Annotated in this window: 14 protein-coding genes; 10 read left to right on the forward strand and 4 right to left on the reverse strand. The window is 66.1% G+C overall.

The genetic code is table 11. The annotated features are described in order from the left end of the window. Positions 1 to 5: 5 nt before the first annotated feature. From FQK05_RS04855 to FQK05_RS04880, 6 genes are read left to right on the forward strand one after another with little or no spacing between them, the layout of a single operon-like run. Entirely contained in the window at positions 6 to 1709 is a 1704-nt protein-coding gene (locus FQK05_RS04855; protein WP_158964718.1) for an ABC transporter ATP-binding protein, read from the forward strand. Next, on the forward strand, positions 1709 to 2638 hold the full coding sequence (locus FQK05_RS04860; protein ID WP_158964819.1) for a GAF domain-containing protein: 930 nt from the start codon (positions 1709 to 1711) through the stop codon (positions 2636 to 2638). The genes FQK05_RS04855 and FQK05_RS04860 overlap by 1 nt, the downstream gene beginning before the upstream one ends. A 13-nt stretch (positions 2639 to 2651) precedes the next feature. Next, complete coding sequence (nirB, locus tag FQK05_RS04865; protein WP_158964719.1) at positions 2652 to 5096, forward strand: nitrite reductase large subunit NirB; 2445 nt, start codon at positions 2652 to 2654, stop codon at positions 5094 to 5096. After that, complete coding sequence (gene nirD, locus FQK05_RS04870) at positions 5093 to 5434, forward strand: nitrite reductase small subunit NirD (RefSeq protein WP_158964720.1); 342 nt, start codon at positions 5093 to 5095, stop codon at positions 5432 to 5434. Before nirB ends, nirD begins: the two co-directional genes overlap by 4 nt. Next, the gene (locus FQK05_RS04875) at positions 5431 to 8076 is read left to right on the forward strand and encodes a nitrate reductase (RefSeq protein ID WP_158964721.1); all 2646 of its coding nucleotides are present in this window, start codon (positions 5431 to 5433) and stop codon (positions 8074 to 8076) included. The genes nirD and FQK05_RS04875 overlap by 4 nt, the downstream gene beginning before the upstream one ends. Continuing rightward, positions 8073 to 9065: a glycosyl transferase family protein gene (locus FQK05_RS04880; protein WP_158964722.1), complete on the forward strand. Its 993-nt coding sequence runs from the start codon at positions 8073 to 8075 to the stop codon at positions 9063 to 9065. Before FQK05_RS04875 ends, FQK05_RS04880 begins: the two co-directional genes overlap by 4 nt. Before the next feature lie 109 nt (positions 9066 to 9174). Here FQK05_RS04880 and FQK05_RS04885 read toward each other — a convergent pair whose 3' ends face one another. Together FQK05_RS04885 and FQK05_RS04890 are read right to left on the reverse strand one after the other, a co-directional pair. Next, entirely contained in the window at positions 9175 to 9936 is a 762-nt protein-coding gene (locus tag FQK05_RS04885; protein ID WP_158964723.1) for an SDR family NAD(P)-dependent oxidoreductase, read from the reverse strand. A 49-nt stretch (positions 9937 to 9985) separates the two neighbouring features. Then, complete coding sequence (locus FQK05_RS04890) at positions 9986 to 11119, reverse strand: acyl-CoA dehydrogenase family protein (protein WP_158964724.1); 1134 nt, start codon at positions 11117 to 11119, stop codon at positions 9986 to 9988. Between the two features lie 136 nt (positions 11120 to 11255). Between FQK05_RS04890 and FQK05_RS04895 the strand changes: the two genes are divergently transcribed. After that, the gene (locus FQK05_RS04895) at positions 11256 to 11921 is read left to right on the forward strand and encodes a TetR/AcrR family transcriptional regulator (RefSeq protein ID WP_158964725.1); all 666 of its coding nucleotides are present in this window, start codon (positions 11256 to 11258) and stop codon (positions 11919 to 11921) included. A 44-nt stretch (positions 11922 to 11965) separates the two neighbouring features. Here the strand turns inward: FQK05_RS04895 and FQK05_RS04900 are convergent, their stop codons facing one another. Continuing rightward, complete coding sequence (locus tag FQK05_RS04900) at positions 11966 to 12712, reverse strand: SDR family oxidoreductase (RefSeq protein ID WP_158964726.1); 747 nt, start codon at positions 12710 to 12712, stop codon at positions 11966 to 11968. Between the two features lie 69 nt (positions 12713 to 12781). After that, a complete protein-coding gene (locus FQK05_RS04905) occupies positions 12782 to 14437 on the reverse strand; it encodes an amidohydrolase (RefSeq protein WP_158964727.1) in 1656 nt (551 codons plus the stop codon). Positions 14438 to 14678: 241 nt separating this feature from the next. Between FQK05_RS04905 and FQK05_RS04910 the strand changes: the two genes are divergently transcribed. The 3 genes from FQK05_RS04910 to FQK05_RS04920 are packed head-to-tail and all read left to right on the forward strand — an operon-like array spanning position 14679 to position 17578. Continuing rightward, positions 14679 to 15809 (forward strand): ABC transporter ATP-binding protein, encoded by a 1131-nt coding sequence (locus tag FQK05_RS04910; RefSeq protein WP_158964728.1) that lies wholly within the window; start codon positions 14679 to 14681, stop codon positions 15807 to 15809. Positions 15810 to 15852: 43 nt separating this feature from the next. Further along, entirely contained in the window at positions 15853 to 16779 is a 927-nt protein-coding gene (locus tag FQK05_RS04915) for an ABC transporter permease (protein WP_158964820.1), read from the forward strand. Next, positions 16772 to 17578: an ABC transporter permease gene (locus tag FQK05_RS04920; protein ID WP_158964729.1), complete on the forward strand. Its 807-nt coding sequence runs from the start codon at positions 16772 to 16774 to the stop codon at positions 17576 to 17578. Before FQK05_RS04915 ends, FQK05_RS04920 begins: the two co-directional genes overlap by 8 nt. Positions 17579 to 17644 lie beyond the last annotated feature (66 nt).

A 17644-nucleotide genomic window follows, 5' to 3' on the forward strand; every position in this document is an offset into this window, starting at 1 on the left:
TCGACATGCCTGTTCTTGAACTGAAAGACGTCTGGAAGAGCTTTGGCGAGGGTCCCGGCCGCACGGATGTGCTGAAGGGCATCGACCTGAGCGTGGAAGAAGGAGAATTCCTGGTCCTGCTGGGCTTTTCCGGCACCGGCAAGACCACGCTGATCAACCTGCTGGCGGGGCTGGAATTCCCCACCAAGGGCACGGTCAGCTTCAAGGGCAAGCCCATCGTGGGACCGGGCCCTGAACGCGGCGTGATCTTCCAGAACTATTCGCTGATGCCCTGGCTGACCGTGGGCGGCAATGTCGACCTGGCGCTGTCTTCGGTCTTTCCCAAGATGTCGAAGAAGGAGCGGGCCGCGAAGGTCGCCCATTACGTCAGGATGGTGGGGCTGAGCCACGCCATGACGCGGCGGCCGGCGGAACTGTCGGGCGGCATGCGCCAGCGGGTGAACGTCGCCCGCGCCCTTGCCATGAACCCCGAGGTGCTGCTGCTGGACGAACCGCTGTCGGCGCTGGACGCGCTGACACGGGCCAACCTGGCGGACGAGATCGAACACATCTGGGAACAGGACAAGAAGACCTGCGTCCTGATCACCAACGACGTGGACGAAGCGATCCTGCTGGCCGACCGGATCATCGCCCTGAACCCCGACGGAACCCTGGGCGAAGCCTTCCGCGTGAATATCCCCCGTCCCCGCGACCGGTCGGAGATGAACCACGACGAAGGTTTCAAGAAGCTGCGCAACGCCGTCACCACCTACCTGATGGACACGGGCGTGAAGGGATCCGTCGAAGGCAGCCGTATCCTGCCCGACGTGGTCCCGATCCATGCCGAGCAGGTCCCCGCGGTGGTCGAGGAAGCGCAGAAGTCGATCCGCGAGACGAACTATCTGGAGTTCTCTCAGCTTCACAAGATCTACCCCACGCCCAAGGGTCCGCTGACCGTGGTCGAGGACTTCAACCTGAAGCTCAACAAGGGCGAATTCATCTCGCTGATCGGGCATTCGGGCTGTGGCAAGTCGACGGTGCTGACCATGGCGGCCGGTCTGAACGACATCTCCAAGGGGGTGATCAAACTGGATGCCCGCGCGGTGATGGGGGCCGATCCCGAACGCGCGGTGGTGTTCCAGTCGCCCAGCCTGTTCCCCTGGCTGACCGCACGCGAAAATGTGGCGGTGGGGGTCGACCGGGTCTATCCCCGCGCGTCCCAGCAGGAACGGCAGGACGTCGTCGAATACTACCTGGAACGGGTGGGCTTGGCGGATGCGATGAACAAGCGCGCCAGCGAGATGTCGAACGGCATGAAACAGCGCGTCGGCATCGCCCGGGCATTTGCCCTGTCGCCGAAGCTGCTGCTGCTGGACGAACCGTTCGGGATGCTGGACAGCCTGACCCGCTGGGAACTGCAGGAAGTCCTGATGGAGGTCTGGTCCCGCACCCAGGTCACCGCGATCTGCGTCACCCACGACGTGGACGAGGCAATCCTGCTGGCCGACCGCGTCGTCATGATGACCAACGGGCCTCAGGCCACCATCGGCAAGATCGTCGATGTCGACCTGCCCCGCCCGCGCACCCGCAAGGCGTTGCTGGAACATCCCGATTATTACCTGTTCCGTCAGCAGGTGCTCGATTTCCTTGAGGAATACGAGCACGGCGCCAAGGGCAAGACCCACCTCCCGGCGGCGAAGCCCGCCAAGACCGCGCAGGAGGCCGCGTGATGGATACGGCAGTCGATACCCTGGTACGCCCGTTCATAGATGTGTCCGAAATCTGGGTCCCCGAAGGCGACCGGTTGGCCCATGCCGGCGGCAATTACGGCGACCTGTCGGAATTCGGCTCGATCTCGGAACAGATCACCTTCGGCAAGGGCGAAGGCCTGCCCGGCAGGGCCTGGGCCCAAGGCCGTCCCGTGGTGCTGAAGCAGTTCGACGGGTCCAATTTCTGCCGGACCGAGGCCGCGACCGCCGCGGGCCTTTCGGCGGCCGTGGCGATCCCGGTCTTCAACAACGCGAAGCTGATGGCGGTGCTGGTCGTCCTGTGTTCCGACAGCGAGGAACGCGTCGGCGCGGTCGAGGTCTGGGAAGAACATGACGGCCTGCTGATGCTGCAGGACGGCTATTACGGCGCGGCCAAGCATTTCGAATGGGTGTCGCAGCACACGCATTTCCCGCGTGGCCAGGGCCTGCCGGGTGGCGTCTGGGCGTCGAACACACCGATCCTGATGCGGGACCTGGGCTCCGGCTACAAGTTCATCCGCGCGGACAGCGCCGGCAAGGCGGGCCTGACCACCGGCTTGGGCATTCCGATCCCGGTGCCGGGCAACCGGACCTATGTCCTGACGCTTCTGTCCGCGCTTGGCACCCCCATCGCGCACCGGTTCGAGATCTGGGATTGCCGCCCCTCGGCCGTGGGCAGCGACCATGCCGCTGTGCTGATCGACGGCATCTGCGCCCGCGAAGGCCCGCTCTGGTCCGAAGACAACGAACGCAGGATCAAGGCCTGGGAAGGTCAGGTCGGCAAGGTGCTGGGATCGGGTCTGCCCGTCGTGGCGAAAGGTCTGGCCGGATCCGCACGCTATGGCGGCTTTGTCGGCCTGCCGATTTATCACGACGGGTCCGTGGCCCGCATCGTGGCCTGGTATTGCTGAGGAGACGCACAGGATGGCCCCCCAGAAACTCGTGGTGATCGGTACAGGCATGGCTTCGGGCCGCCTGCTGGAACACCTGTTCGAAATCGCCCCCGGCGCCTACGAGGTGACGCTGTTCAACGCGGAACCCCGTGGCTGCTACAACCGCATCATGCTGTCGCCCGTCCTGTCGGGCGAGAAGAGCTTTCAGGAAATCGTCACCCATGACGAGGCCTGGTACGAAGACCACGGCGTGACCTGCCGCTTCGGCGAACGGGTCACCGCCGTCGACCGCGACCGCAAGGTCGTCGTGGGCGAGAAGGGAGAGGTCGCCTACGACAAGCTGGTGATCGCCACCGGGTCGGCCCCCTTCATCATCCCGGTGCCGGGCAAGGACCTGAAGGGCGTCGTCGCCTATCGCGATCTGGAAGACACCAACGCGATGATCGAGGCCGCGGGCAATCCCGGATCCCGCGCCGTGGTCATCGGTGGCGGCCTTCTGGGGCTGGAAGCCGCCGCAGGCCTGCGCCTGCGGGGAATGGAGGTGACTGTCCTGCACCTGATGGGCCACCTGATGGAGCGGCAGTTGGATGCCTCGGCCGGGCACCTGCTGAAGCAGGACCTGGAACGCCGCGGGATCGAGGTGATGCTGCAGGCCTCGACCCAGGAAATCACCGGCACCGGCAAGGTCGAGGCGGTGAAGCTGGCGGACGGAACCGAACTGAAGGCCGACATCGTCGTCATGGCGGTGGGCATCCGTCCCGAAACCACCGTGGCCAAGGCCGCGGGGCTGGAGGTCGGCCGCGGCATGGTCGTGAACGCCCAGATGGAAAGCGTCAGCGATCCGGACATCTATGGCCTGGGCGAATGTGTCGAATTCGACGGCGCGGTCTTCGGCCTTGTGGCGCCGCTTTACGACCAGGCGAAGGTGCTGGCCAAGACACTGGCGGGAGAGGCCGATGCCTTCACCGTCCGGCAATTGTCGACCAAGCTGAAGGTCACCGGCTGTGACCTGTTCTCCGCCGGAGACTTCAACGATGGCGAAGGCCGGCAGGACATCGTGTTCCGCGATCCGGCGCGCGGCGTCTACAAACGGCTGGTGATCGAGAACGACCGCCTGATCGGCGCCGTCTTCTATGGCGACACTGCGGATTCGAACTGGTTCTTCGGCCTGATCCAGACCGGCGAGGACATCAGCGCGAACCGCGACACGCTGATCTTTGGCCCGGCCTACCAGGGGGGGGCGTCCGTGGACCCCTTGGCGGCCGTTGCAGCCTTGCCGGATGAGGCAGAGATCTGTGGCTGCAACGGCGTCTGCAAGGGACAGATCGTAACGGCGATCGAAAACGGGGCCAGCGATCTGGCCGCCGTTCGCGCCGTGACCAAGGCCTCGGGTTCCTGCGGGACCTGCACGGGGTTGGTGGAACAGGTTCTGGCGGTGACGCTGGGGGACGAATTCTCCATGCCTGCGGAACAGCCGATGTGCGGCTGCACCGACCTGACGCACGAGGATGTCCGCCGCCTGATCAAGGGGCAGGAACTGAAATCCATGCCCGCCGTCTGGCAGGCCGGGGCGTGGAAGACGCCGGATGGCTGCCACTCCTGCCGGCCGGCGCTGAACTTCTACCTGCTGGCGGACTGGCCGGTAGAATACAAGGACGACCCGCAAAGCCGGTTCATCAACGAAAGGAAGCACGCCAACATCCAGAAGGACGGCACCTTTTCCGTCATGCCGCGGATGTGGGGCGGGATCACCACGCCGGACGAGTTGCGCGCCATTGCGGATGCGGCCGACAAGTACAAGGTGCCGACCGTGAAGGTGACGGGCGGTCAGCGGATCGACCTTCTGGGCATCAAGGGCGAGGATCTGCCCGCCATCTGGGCCGACCTGAACGCGGCCGGGATGGTGTCGGGCCACGCCTATTCCAAGGGCCTGCGCACGGTGAAGACCTGTGTCGGCACCGACCATTGCCGGTTCGGCACGCAGGATTCGACCGGGCTGGGGATCAAGCTGGAAAAGGCGCTGTGGGGGTCCTGGACGCCCCACAAGGTGAAACTGGCCGTGTCCGGCTGCCCGCGGAACTGTGCCGAGGCCACCTGCAAGGACGTGGGCGTGATCTGCGTCGACAGCGGCTATCAGATCGGGGTCGGCGGCGCCGCCGGCATGGACCTGAAGGAAACCGAACGCCTGGCGGATGCAAAGACCGAGGAAGAGGCGATCGAGCTGGCCATCGCCTTCATCCAGCTTTACCGCGAGAACGCCAGGTATCTCGACCGGCCCTACAAGTGGCTGGGCAAGGTGGGCCTGCCCTGGGTGAAGGCCCGCGTCGTGGACGACCTGGCCGAACGCAGGCGGCTCGTCGATGCGTTCCTTCTCAGCCAGACGATCTATCAGAAGGACCCCTGGGCGGAACATGTCCGCGAACAGGCAGAACGATACGCGCCCATCGCGGACATCACATTGGAGGCGGCGGAATGACCAATATCGAATGGCTCGACCTTGGGCTTCTTTCCGACATTCCCTTCCGCGGTGCGCGGAAAGTGAAGACCCCGCAGGGCTGCGTCGCGGTGTTCCGCACCGCCGACGATGCGGTCTTTGCCGTGTCCGACAGTTGCCCCCACAAGGCTGGCCCCCTGTCCGAAGGCATCGTGCACGGCAACAAGGTGACCTGCCCGCTCCATAATTGGGTCTTCAGTCTGGAAACCGGCGAGGCGCAGGGCGCGGACGACGGCCAGATCCCGACCTATCCCACGCGGGTCGAAGACGACCGCGTCTTCCTGGACGTCACCCTGCTGCGACGGCGGGACGTGGCATGACCACGGTGCGGACCACCTGCCCCTATTGCGGCGTCGGCTGCGGCGTGAAGGCCCAGCTTCTGCCGGGCGACGGTGCGCCCGAAGACCGGATCGCCATCACCGGCGATCCGGACCACCCGGCGAACCTGGGCCGGCTCTGTTCCAAGGGATCGGCGCTGGCGGAAACGATCTGGCTGCAGGACAGGCTGCTGGCGCCCAAGGTGAACGGCGTCGACACCAGTTGGGACAGCGCCCTGCAACTGGTCGCCGACCGCTTCAATGCGGTGATCGACGAACATGGCCCGGATGCGGTCGCCTTCTATGTCTCGGGCCAGTTCCTGACCGAAGACTATTACGTCGCCAACAAGCTGATGAAGGGCTTCATCGGGTCCGGCAACATCGACACCAATTCGCGGCTTTGCATGGCGTCGTCGGTGGCAGGGCACAAACGCGCCTTTGGAACCGACACGGTGCCGGGTCTCTACACCGACCTGGAAGAGGCCGACCTTGTGGTGCTGGTGGGCTCGAATCTCGCCTGGTGCCATCCGGTCCTGTACCAGCGGCTTGTCGCGGCCAAGACGGCGCGGCCGGACCTGAAGGTCGTCACAGTCGACCCGCGGCGGACGGCCACGGCGGACATCGCCGACCTTCACCTGGGCCTGACCCCCGGCAGCGACGTGGCGTTGTTCAACGGGCTGCTGGTCCACCTGCACGAACAGGGCGCCGTCGACACGGGTTTTGTCCTGGACCACGTGTCGGGTTTCGACGAGGCGGTGACGGCCGCATATGGCGACGACCTGTCGGTCACGGGGCTGGCTCCTGCCGAGCTTGAGGCGTTCTTCCGCCTCTGGGCCGGGACTAGGAAGGTGGTTACCCTCTATTCCCAAGGCGTGAACCAGTCCTCCTCGGGGGCGGACAAGGTCAACGCGATCCTGAACTGCCATCTGGCCACGGGGCGCATAGGCCACCCCGGCACGGGCCCTTTTTCAGTCACCGGCCAGCCCAACGCCATGGGCGGGCGCGAGGTGGGCGGGTTGGCCAACATGCTGGCCTGCCACCTAGATATCGAGGACCCGGCCCACCGGGACGCCGTGCGCACCTTCTGGGACGCACCCGGGCTGACGGAAACGGCCGGCCTGAAGGCCGTCGACATGTTCCGGGCGGTGGCCGACGGTTCCATCAAGGCGATCTGGATCGCCCACACGAACCCTGTCGTCACCCTGCCCGAGGCCGATGCGGTGAAGGCAGCCCTTCAGGCCTGCGATTTCGTCGTCGTGTCGGACATCACCGCACGCGCCGATACCGCCCGGCTGGCGGATGTCCTGCTGCCGGCATCGGCCTGGGGCGAAAAGGACGGGACGGTCACCAATTCCGAACGTTGCATCTCGCGCCAGCGGGCCTTCCTGCCGGCGCCCGGCGATACCCGCCCCGACTGGGCGATGATGGCAGAGGTCGGGCGGCGGATGGGCCATGCCCGCGCCTTCGATTTCGCCTCTCCGGCCGAGATCTTTCGCGAATACGCCGCGCTGTCGGGCATTGCAGGACGCTTCGGCAGGGATTTCGACATCTCGGCCCTGGCGGGCATCACCGACACGGAATACGCCGACCTGCAACCGGTGCGCTGGCCGGTGACGGGGGTCCGCACCGGCGGGCGGTTCTTCGGCGACGGCGCCTTCTTCACGCCCGATGGCAAGGGGCGGATGCTGGCCTTGCAGAACCGCCTGCCCGCGGCGATGCCCGATGCGGACTTCCCCTTCGTGCTGAACACCGGCCGCATCCGTGACCAGTGGCACACGATGACCCGAACCGCGAAATCCCCGCGCCTGTCGGCCCATCTGGCGGAACCCTTCCTGGAAATCCACCCGGCAGATGCCGGAAATCTGGGCCTGAAGCCTGCCGACCTGGCGCAGGTCGACAGCCCCCACGGGCGGGCGATCCTGCGAGTCAGGATCACCGACTCGGTCCAGCCGGGACAGGTCTTCGCGCCGATGCACTGGACGGGCGAAAATGCCAGCGCCGCGCGGATCGACGCGGTTGTCGCGGCGGTGACCGACCCGGTCTCCGGCCAGCCGGAAACCAAGGCCGCGGTGGCACGGGTGACGAAGTTCCAGGCGCAAAGCTTTGCCTTCGCCCTGTCGGTCGCGGAACCCGCGCCCGATGCCCCCTACTGGGCCCGGGCCCGGGCCCGGGGCGGCTGGCGGACGGAACTGGCCTGGGCCACGCCGCCCGCCGACTGGACCGAAACCGCCCGCGCGCTTTTCGGTCTGCCCGACACGGCCCAGCCGATCACCGTGTCGGACCCCGCGCGTGGCATCCACCGGTTGGCCTTCTTCGAAGGCCAGAAACTGGTGGCCGCGCTTTTTGCCGGCCCCGAACCGGTGGCCGTGTCCCGGCAATATCTTGCAGGCCAGCTTGACGGCGCCGCCGATCTCGGGCTCCTGTCGGGACAGCCCGGCGCCGACCGGCCCGATCCCGGCGCCATCGTCTGTTCCTGTTTCGAGGTGGGCGTGAACACGATCCGTTCCGCCATCGCCGAACAGGGCCTAGTCACGGTCGAGGCGATCGGCGCAGCACTGCGCGCCGGAACCAATTGCGGTTCGTGCCGCCCGGAAATCCGCGCGCTGATCGAGGCCAACGCGCCCAACCAGATGGCCGCTGAATGAGCCTTGCGAAATACGTCCATGCCATGGGCCGCGGTCCCAGCCGCGCCCGTCACCTGACGCGCGACGAAGCCCGCGATGCCATGACCCAGATCCTGGCCGGCACCGCCGCCCCCGAAGCGGTGGGCGCCCTTCTGATGCTGATGCGCTACCGCGGCGAGGTTCCGGAGGAGCTGGCGGGCTTTGTCGACGCGCTCCGCGACCGGGCCGCACCCTGGACCGGCCTCGCCCCGGCGCTCGACTGGCCCAGCTTCGCCGCCGGGCGCAGCCGCGGCCTGCCCTGGTTCCTGCTGGCCGCGCGCCTGATCGCCGGTGCCGGTTATCCGGTCCTGCTGCATGGCTGGAACTCGCACCAGGGTGAAGAGGCATCCGTGCGCCTTGCCCTGCCCCATGCCGGCATTCGGCGCGGCGAGACGATGGCGGCCACCGCCGACATCATGGCCCGCGACGGCATCGCCTATCTGCCGCTGGAGGTCGTCTCGGCAGAGGCACTGCGCGTGCTGAAACTGCGCGAGATCCTGGGCCTTCGGTCCGCCGTGAACACGTCGCTGCGCCTCTTCAACCCTGCCGGGGCCCCGGCCAGCGTGCAGGGCGTCTTTCACCCACCCTATCGCGGGCTTCAGACCGACACCTCGGCCCTGCTGGGCCAGCCCCGTCAGGCGGTGCTGAAGGGCGCCGGCGGCGAATTCGAACGGGCACCTGCCAAGGACATCGCCCTGATGGGGATCTTCGGGGCCGACCGGTTCGACACCACACTGCCCCCGCTACTGCCCGAAGCCACCGGCCGCCTGGCCGACGGCCCTGCCTTCGCTAAGCCCCAAGCGCTGGCCTGGCTTTGGGCCGGGACGGTCACGGACGAATACGCAGAAGCCATCGTGATCGGCACCGCCGCTGCCGCGCTTCATGTGCTGGGCGCCGCGCCCGACATCGCCACGGCGGACGGCCTGGCCAAACGGCTGTGGACGGAACGGGCACGGGATCGCGCGGCCTGAGGCCCGGACCTTCGACACCGGCACGAAAAAAGGCCGGGCGCGCCCTTGCGCGACCGGCCGGACCTGACGGTCAGAATGATCCGGGCCGATGGGCCCGGCCCCGCGGCGCCTACTTCGGCGCCATCCTGATCGCGCCGTCCAGGCGGATCGTTTCGCCGTTCAGCATCGGGTTCACGACGATGGAATGCGCCAGCATCGCGTATTCCTTGGGATCGCCCAGACGCGACGGAAACGGCACCTGCTTGCCAAGGGAGTCCTGTGCCTCCTGCGGCAGCGAGGCCAGCAGCGGCGTCAGGAACAGGCCCGGTGCGATGGTCATGACACGGATACCCGACCGCGCGAATTCCCGCGCGATGGGCAGGGTCATCCCCACGATACCGCCCTTGGACGCGGCATAGGCCGCCTGGCCGATCTGCCCGTCGAAGGCCGCGACCGAAGCGGTGTTGATCACCACGCCGCGCTCTTCGCCCAGCGGATCAGCTTCCATCAGCGCAGCCGCCCATTTCGACAGCACGTTGAACGTCCCGAACAGGTTCACGTTCACGATGGAAGTGAAATCCTTCAGCGGGATCGCCTTGCCGTCGCGGCCCACGACCTTGGCGGGCGGCCCGATACCGGCGCAGTTCACAAGGATCCGGGCCTTGCCGTGCAGGCCTTCCGCCTCGGCAATCGCCGCTTCGACCTCGCTTTCGTCGGTGACGTTCACCTTGATGAACTTAGCCCCGATCTCTGCCGCCTTTTCGGCGCCCAGTTTCTCGTTCAGGTCGAAAATCGTGACTTTCGCCCCGGCCGCTGCCAGCATCTCCGACGTGGCCCCGCCCAGGCCCGAGGCCCCGCCGGTCACGATCGCTGCCGTTCCCTCGATCTGCATGTCCGAAAACTCCTTCTTCCTCTCATGCCGGGTCGCCCCGGCCATCCCGTCAGGCCGCCAGGGCCCGTGCGATCACCAGCCGCTGGATGTCGCTGGTGCCTTCGTAGATCTGGCACACGCGGACGTCGCGATAAATCCGCTCGACCGGGAAATCCTTGGTATAGCCATAGCCGCCCAGCGTCTGGATGGCATCAGAGCACACCTTCTCGGCCATCTCCGACGCAAAGAGCTTGGCCATCGACGCCTCCTTCAGCGCCGGCCGGCCCGCATCCCGCAGGGCAGCGGCGTGCAGCACCATCTGCCGCGCGACCTCGACCTTGGTCGCCATGTCAGCCAGCCTGAAGGCTACCGCCTGATGGCCCATCAGCTTGGACCCCATGCTTTCACGCTCCTGCGCGTAGGTCACCGCATAATCCAGCGCCGCCTTGGCCATGCCAACGGATTGCGACGCGATCCCGATCCGGCCGCCTTCCAGGTTCGACAGCGCGATACGATAACCTTCGCCTTCCTCGCCCAGCATGTTCTCGGCCGGGATCTCGACATTTTCGAACGCGATCTGGGCCGTGTCCGACAGGCTCTGCCCCAGCTTGTCCTCGATCGAGGCCACGCGGTAGCCCGGCGTGTCGGTCGGCACGACGAAGGCGGAAATGCCCTTCTTGCCGGCCTCCGGGTCCGTCACCGCAAAGACGATCGCCACGTCGGCGTTCAGGCCGGACGTGATGAACTGTTTCGTCCCGTTGATCCGCCAGCCGGCGTTGGTGCGCACCGCCCGCGTCTTCAGCGCCGACGCGTCCGATCCCGCATGGGGCTCGGTCAGGCAGAAGGCGCCCAGCTTTTCGCCCCGGGCCATCGGCCGCAGGAACGTGTCCTTCAGGTGGTCCGATCCATAGCGCAGGATCGGCACGCAGCCGACCGAGTTGTGGACCGACATGATGGTGGAAATCGCACCGTTCCCGGCCGCGATCTCTTCCAGCGCCAGGGCATAGGCGATGTGGTCGGTCTTGGACCCGTCATAGTCCTCGGGCACCAGCATGCCCATCAGACCCAGCGCGCCCATCTCGGCGATCTCGTCCGACGGGAACGTCTTGTTGCGGTCCCATTCCGCGGATTTGGGCGCCAGCTTCTCGGTCGCGAAGCGGCGCGCCATGTCGCGGATCATCTCCTGGTCATCGTTCAGAAGCATCGTCTCTCCCCCGCTGGCCGCGGCCCCATCCCGGGTCGCCGCGGTGTTTGACGCGACCTTACCCGCGGGTATACTGGCGACGCAACGGTTAAACAAGAAACGTCGTTGCGTCGTCAGCTGCTTTTGGAGGCGCACCATGGGGACCGACCCGACTGATACTGCTGCCCCCCGGGCCACCCCCGATGAAGCGGCCGGGGACCTGTCCCCCTGGAGCACGCGGCCCGACCCAGAGGCCGAGCGGCGGGCCAAGCGGATGGCGGTCCTGCGCTCCGCTGCGCGGCAGTTCAACGAAAAGGGCTTTCGCGCCACCTCGATGGACGATGTGGCGACCGCGCTTCAGGTGACGAAGCCCACGATCTATCACTACTTCGCGTCCAAGGACGAAATCCTGTTCGAATGCGTGCGGCTTGGCCTGTCCCAGATCCGCGAAGGCACGACCGGCGCCGCTGAACGGGGCGGCACCGGGCTGGAACGGATGCAGGCCATGGTCCATGCCTATGCCCTGTCGATGACCCACGATTTCGGCATCTGCGTCAGCCGCACGGGCGACGCGGAACTGTCGCCGGAAAGCCGGGCCAAGTTCCGCGCGCTGAAGCGCGAGATCGACGACATCGTGCGCGAGATCATCGAGGCCGGGATCGAAGACGGATCGATGCGATCCGAGGATCCGAAGATCGCGACCTTCCTTGTGGCCGGCGCCATCAACTGGATCGCCCGCTGGTACAGGCCCGACGGCGCCCGCACCCGGGAAGAGATCGCTGATTTCGCCGTCCAGCACCTGACGCGCGCACTGGCCGCCTAGGCGGCCAGCGCAACCGGCGGACACAAAGCGGCTACAGGGGGCGGCTACCGGGCCGGCACATCGTCCATGTTGCGGTAGAACCGGTTCCAGGTCGGAGAGATCAGGATCTCGTTGATGCAGACCCGCGGCGGCATCTCGGCGATGAAACGGACGGTGGCGGCCAGATCCTCGGATTGCAGCATCTGCGCCTTGTCGTCGTCCGAAGGCTGGACGGGGCGGTTTTCCAGGATCGGCGTCGCCACCTCGCCGGGCATCAGCACCGTGGCGCGGATACCGTGGCCACCCTCTTCCTCGTTCACCGCCTCGCCCAGCGAGATCACGCCCCGCTTGGTCGCGTTGTAGGCTGCCCCCGACATGCGCGTCCCATAGCGCCCGGCCCAGGAGCCCGTCAGGATCAGCGTTCCCGCGCCCGCCGCCCGCATGTCCGGCAGGACCGCCTGGACCGCATAGAAGACGCCCGACAGGTTCACCGCGACGACCTTGTCCCAGTCGGCCAGGTCCAGCGTCGCCAGCGACCGTTTCGGCACGTTCAGCCCGGCATTGGCAAACAGGATGTCGACATTGCGCGGCGCCCCTTCGGCCACCGCGGTTCGGTCGGCCATGTCCATCGGCAGGACCGTCGCCGTGCCGCCGGCACGCGCCACGTCGGCGGCCACCTCTTCCAGCGGCCCGGCGCGGCGGCCCGTCAGGATGACGTCCGCCCCGCTTTCGGCCAGCGCGACGGCTGCCGCCGCGCCGATGCCAGTCCCTGCGCCCGTGATCCAGGCGCGCTTGCCCGACAAAGTTCCCATCTGTCTTCCCCCCTCCGGTGTTCAGGCGGCAACCTAGTCAACCGGAGGGCGGATGGGCAAGGGCAGCGTTCAGGCCTCAAAGGTGACGCGGCCGCCGCACAATGTGACCGCCGCGCGGGCCGTTCCCAGTTCTTCGGCCGGCAATGCCTCCAGGTCGTGATCCATGACCACGATGTCGGCCAGAAGGCCCGGCACGATCCGGCCGAGCCGCCCTTCGTCGAAGCCGGTATAGGCGCCGCCATAGGTGTAGTCGTAAAGCGCCTCGAACAGGGTCGTGGCATTCGAGGGCAGACCGTCGGCATAGGGCTTGCGGGTGACCGCCGCCTGCACGCCGCGCATCGGGTCGACATCGGCCACCGGCCAGTCCGAGGCGAAGGCGAACTTTACGCCACGGTCCTTCAGCGCACGCACCGGGAAGGCGTCCTTCAGCCGGTTCGCCCCCACCCGGTCGCACCAGGGCTGCAGCGGGAAGTCCATCGCCCCCGGCGGGTGCGACGGCTGCATCGAGGCTATGACGCCCAGGTCCCGGATCCGGTCCAGATCGTCCGGATGGACCAGTTCCAGATGTTCGATCCGGTGGCGCGAATCGCGCTTGCCATTGGCCTTTTGGGCCGCCTCGTAACCGTCCAGCACCGAACGGATCGCCGCGTCGCCGATGGCATGAACGGAAATCTGCAACCCGCGCCTGTCCGCGTCAATGGCGGCGGCGTTGAACCGTTCCTGGCTGTGCAGCGGTTCGCAGTTATGGCCCGGCTGGTCGGCATAGCCGTCCAGCATGAAGGCCGTGCCGCTGTCGATCACACCGTCCATGAACATCTTCACCCGGCCCGACCGCAGGTAGGGGCCCTTGAAATCGGCATGCATGGCCGATGCCTCTTCCAGCGTTTCCAGGGGCTTCGACGGCGTCAGGTGGAACGGCACTTCGGTCCGGCACAGCAGATCGCCGCGGCCTTCGATCTCGGACAGCAGGTCCAGCTGATAGCGGTTGCCGTCCATGTTGTGGACAGACGTGAACCCGAAGGAGGCACAGTACTTCTGCCCGTCGGTCAGGATGTCGATGTCTTCCTCGCGCTGCGCCGGCGTCACGGATTCGGGTTCCAGCCCGTCCATGCCCAGCCCTTCGCGGCCGCCAAAATTGCGCAGGGCCGCCACCGGCGCATAGGCATCGTGTTCCCGCAGTTCCCCCGCGGCAGTGCCGTCGTCGGCCATCACCACCTCGGTCCCGATGGCGGTCTTGCGCCCGTTCAGGATGCCGCCCTTTTCCAGCGCGATGGTATTGGCCCATGCGGTATGGTGGTCGTCGGACATCAGCAGCACGGGACGGTCCGGCAGCGCCTCGTCCAGCATCTGGCGCGTGGTCCGGACGTTCTCGCCGAAAAGATTGTAGCTCGCCCCCTTGCAGAACAGCAGCGTGTCGTCCGGCCGCTGGGCCGCATAGGCTTGCAGCGCGTCGCGCAGCGCAGGCAGGCCCTGGACCCCGCCAAGCTGCAGCAGGCGCCGCCCCATTGCGCCCATGAACAGGTGCAGGTGCGCCTCGACGAAGCCCGGCATGACCGTGCAGCCCTGCGCGTCGATCTTGCGGGTAGCCGGCCCCGCGAGATCCAGAATCTCGGCATTCGTGCCGACGGCAGCGATCGTTTCCCCCGTAATTGCAAGGGCCTGGGCGGTCGGACGCGCAGGATCCATCGTCAGGATCTTGGCGTTCAGGATAACGGTTTCAGCCATGGCAGCACTCCTTCGCAATGCCAGAATGTGACTCACGTAACAATTGATCACGCAATGTGAAACATGGCGGCACCTTCCGTGAGCGCGCCGCAAGGGAAATTGCCAAAAAAATGATCAAATTCCAATATGCCCATGGTGCCGCGGTTGCCTGCGGCGAGAAACATCCGTTACGCTCAACGAAACGTCAGCGGCTGCACAAGCGATAAGCAGATGCAGCAGTATCAGGGGGTAGAAGGCGATCATGGAAGCACAAGCGCAGGTGCCCGTCTCGGACGCGGATCCCACGCCACCGGCGGATACATCGGATCCAGCGGCGGAAATTGCCATCGACGCTCGCCGAATCTCCAAGGTCTACCGGGGCGAGGACGAGGTCCGGGCGCTTGACAACGTGTCGGTGACCATCGCCAGAAACGAGTTCTTCACGCTTCTCGGCCCGTCGGGCTGCGGCAAGACCACCCTGCTGCGGGTGATCGCCGGGTTCGAGCCGCCGACCGCCGGCACGCTGTGGCTGAACGGCAAGGACATCACCCGCCTGCCCCCGAACCGGCGCCCTGTGAACACGGTGTTCCAGTCCTATGCCCTGTTCCCCCACATGAGCGTGGCCAACAATATCCGCTTCGGCCTGGAGATGCTGGGCAAGCCCAAGAAGCAGATCGACGAGATCGTCGACGAGATGCTGAACCTGGTGCAGATGCAGGCGATGAAGTCGCGCCGCACCTCGGAAATTTCCGGCGGTCAGCAGCAGCGGGTGGCCCTGGCGCGGGCACTGGCGCCCGAGCCCGAGGTCCTGCTGCTGGACGAACCGCTGTCGGCGCTGGACCTGAAGCTTCGCAAGGAAATGCAGATCGAGCTGAAGCGGCTTCAGCATGAAACCGGCATCACCTTCGTCTTCGTCACCCACGACCAGGAAGAAGCGCTGACCATGTCGGACCGTATCGCGGTGATGAGCGCGGGCAGGATCCTTCAGATCGGGTCGCCGCAGGAAATCTATCAGCGGCCGGCGGAACGGTTCGTGGCCAACTTCATCGGAGAATCGAACTTTCTGGATGCGACGCTGTCGGGCAATGCCGTCACCTTCAGGACCGGCGGCACCTACGAAGTCGAGCGTCCCGCAGACGTCGAGGACGGCGCCGTCAGCGTGCTTCTACGCCCCGAACACGCGATATTGTCGTCCGATCCGTCGGCCCTGCCCGCGACGGTCGAAACGGTGGTCTATTCCGGCGAGGCGACCAGCATCCATACCCGGCTGGACTCGGGCGAGGCGCTGAAGGTCCGCGTCCCCAATGCACCCCACTCCGGCGGCCTGCCCGAACAGGGCGCCCCGGTCCGGATCGGTTTCGCGCCGGGCGCGCTGACCGTGCTGAAGGACTGAAGCCTTGGCCACAGCAACACCCGGACCCCGCCACCTGACACCGATGGACCTGCCCGAAGATGCCGGGCAGCTGGAAGCCGAAGCCGTCCGCCGCGATACTCGCGACCGTTGGCTGATGTCGGTGCCCGCGCTTATGATCATCTTCCTGGCCGCGGCCGGGCCGCTTCTGGTGATGGTGATCTATTCCTTCCTGACACCCGGCGACTATTCCGGCGTGAAATGGGAATTCTCGACCAATGCCTGGTCCTCGATCCTGGTGCAGCGGGACATCTTCGACGACACGCTGCAATGGGCCGATGCCCACCTGACAATTTTCTGGCGCAGCGTGTCGCTGTCGATAATCACGACCGTGCTGACGCTGGCCTTCGGCCTGCCCACGGCCTGGTTCATCTCGACCCGCCCCCCGGGAAAGCGCGAATTCTGGCTGTTCCTGATGACGGTGCCGTCCTGGACAAACCTTCTGGTCCGGACAATCGCCATCCAGGAACTGATCCGCGCCGAAGGCGTGATCAACAACGTCCTGATCTTCGTCGGCATCATCGACGAACCGATGCAGATGATGTTCACCAACTTCGCCATCGGCTTCGGCATGACCTATGTCTACCTGCCGCTGATGGTGCTGCCGATCTATGCCGCGGTCGAAAAGCTGGACGTGCGCCTGCTGGAGGCCTGCTATGACCTCTATGCCTCGCGCTGGCACGCCTTCACCCGGGTGATCCTGCCGCTGATCAAACCCGGCATCATTGCCGGTTCGATCCTGGTCTTCGTCCCCTGCCTGGGCGCCTATGTCGTGCCGCGAGTGCTGGGCGGCGGCAAGAACCTGATGTTCGGCAACCTGATCGAGCTGCAGTTCGGCGCCGGCCGCAACTGGCCCCTGGGCGCGGCCCTGTCGTTCCTGCTGATGGTGATCGTGATGATCGCCCTGATCTACTATATCCGCATCACGTCGCAGGAGAGAAAAGATGGCTGAACGCTCTGCCTTCTCGGTCCGGACGATCCCCGGCTTTTCCGCCATCGCGATCTTCTGCTTCGTGGCGATCTATGCCCCGATCCTGATCCTGGTGACCTTCTCGTTCAACGCCGGCACCTCGCTGGCGGTCTGGGAAGGGTTTTCCTTCAAATGGTACGTGGCCGCGGCCCATAACGAACAGGTCCAGTCGGCCGCGCTCCGGTCGCTAATGCTGGCTTTCGTCGCGGCCGCAATCTCCACCGTGGCGGCCACCATGGCGGCGCTGGCAACAACACGGACGCGGCACTTTCCCGGGCGGACGATGATCTATGCGATGATCAACCAGCCGCTGATGATCCCGGAAATCGTGACCGCCGTTGCGCTGCTGATCGTCTTCGCCTGGGTGAAGGTCGTGACCAACCACACCTCGATGATCTACCTGATCGCGGCGCACACGGCCTTCTGCATCCCCTTCGCCTACCTGCCGATCCGCGCCCGGCTGGAAACGATGGACGACAGCCTGGAAAAGGCCGCAGCCGATCTTTACGCGTCTCGCTGGCACGTCTTTTCACGGGTCACCCTGCCCCTGATGATGCCCGGCATCATCGCGGGCCTGATGCTGGCCTTCGTCATCTCGATGGATGACGTGGTGATCACAGAATTCGTGAAATCCGCGGGCCAGGACACGTTGCCCACCTACATGCTGGGCCAGCTGCGCCGGGTCGTGACGCCCGAGGTCAACGCGATCTCGACTGTCGTGGTCTTCGCCGGCGCGGTGCTGGTCTCCATCTTCTTCTGGGTCAGCAGCAACCGCCGCTGACGGCGCCTTTCCACCCGAACCCGGTCACCGAGAAGCCGGATAACAACCTAGACCAACACGAACGGA

It is taken from the genome of Chachezhania sediminis (assembly GCF_009765275.1).
GTDB classification, from domain to species: domain Bacteria; phylum Pseudomonadota; class Alphaproteobacteria; order Rhodobacterales; family Rhodobacteraceae; genus Chachezhania; species Chachezhania sediminis.

What these genes read in the sequence shown, in the direction of transcription:
- FQK05_RS04920 (WP_158964729.1), top strand. Translation starts at nt 16,772, where the DNA reads ATGGCTGAACGCTCTGCCTTCTCGGTCCGGACGATCCCCGGCTTTTCC.
- FQK05_RS04880 (WP_158964722.1), top strand. Translation starts at nt 8,073, where the DNA reads ATGAGCCTTGCGAAATACGTCCATGCCATGGGCCGCGGTCCCAGCCGC.
- FQK05_RS04875 (WP_158964721.1), top strand. Translation starts at nt 5,431, where the DNA reads ATGACCACGGTGCGGACCACCTGCCCCTATTGCGGCGTCGGCTGCGGC.
- FQK05_RS04860 (WP_158964819.1), top strand. Translation starts at nt 1,709, where the DNA reads ATGGATACGGCAGTCGATACCCTGGTACGCCCGTTCATAGATGTGTCC.
- FQK05_RS04890 (WP_158964724.1), bottom strand. Translation starts at nt 11,119, where the DNA reads ATGCTTCTGAACGATGACCAGGAGATGATCCGCGACATGGCGCGCCGC.
- FQK05_RS04915 (WP_158964820.1), top strand. Translation starts at nt 15,853, where the DNA reads ATGGACCTGCCCGAAGATGCCGGGCAGCTGGAAGCCGAAGCCGTCCGC.
- FQK05_RS04910 (WP_158964728.1), top strand. Translation starts at nt 14,679, where the DNA reads ATGGAAGCACAAGCGCAGGTGCCCGTCTCGGACGCGGATCCCACGCCA.
- FQK05_RS04895 (WP_158964725.1), top strand. Translation starts at nt 11,256, where the DNA reads ATGGGGACCGACCCGACTGATACTGCTGCCCCCCGGGCCACCCCCGAT.
- nirD (WP_158964720.1), top strand. Translation starts at nt 5,093, where the DNA reads ATGACCAATATCGAATGGCTCGACCTTGGGCTTCTTTCCGACATTCCC.
- FQK05_RS04885 (WP_158964723.1), bottom strand. Translation starts at nt 9,936, where the DNA reads ATGCAGATCGAGGGAACGGCAGCGATCGTGACCGGCGGGGCCTCGGGC.
- FQK05_RS04900 (WP_158964726.1), bottom strand. Translation starts at nt 12,712, where the DNA reads ATGGGAACTTTGTCGGGCAAGCGCGCCTGGATCACGGGCGCAGGGACT.
- FQK05_RS04855 (WP_158964718.1), top strand. Translation starts at nt 6, where the DNA reads ATGCCTGTTCTTGAACTGAAAGACGTCTGGAAGAGCTTTGGCGAGGGT.
- FQK05_RS04905 (WP_158964727.1), bottom strand. Translation starts at nt 14,437, where the DNA reads ATGGCTGAAACCGTTATCCTGAACGCCAAGATCCTGACGATGGATCCT.
- nirB (WP_158964719.1), top strand. Translation starts at nt 2,652, where the DNA reads ATGGCCCCCCAGAAACTCGTGGTGATCGGTACAGGCATGGCTTCGGGC.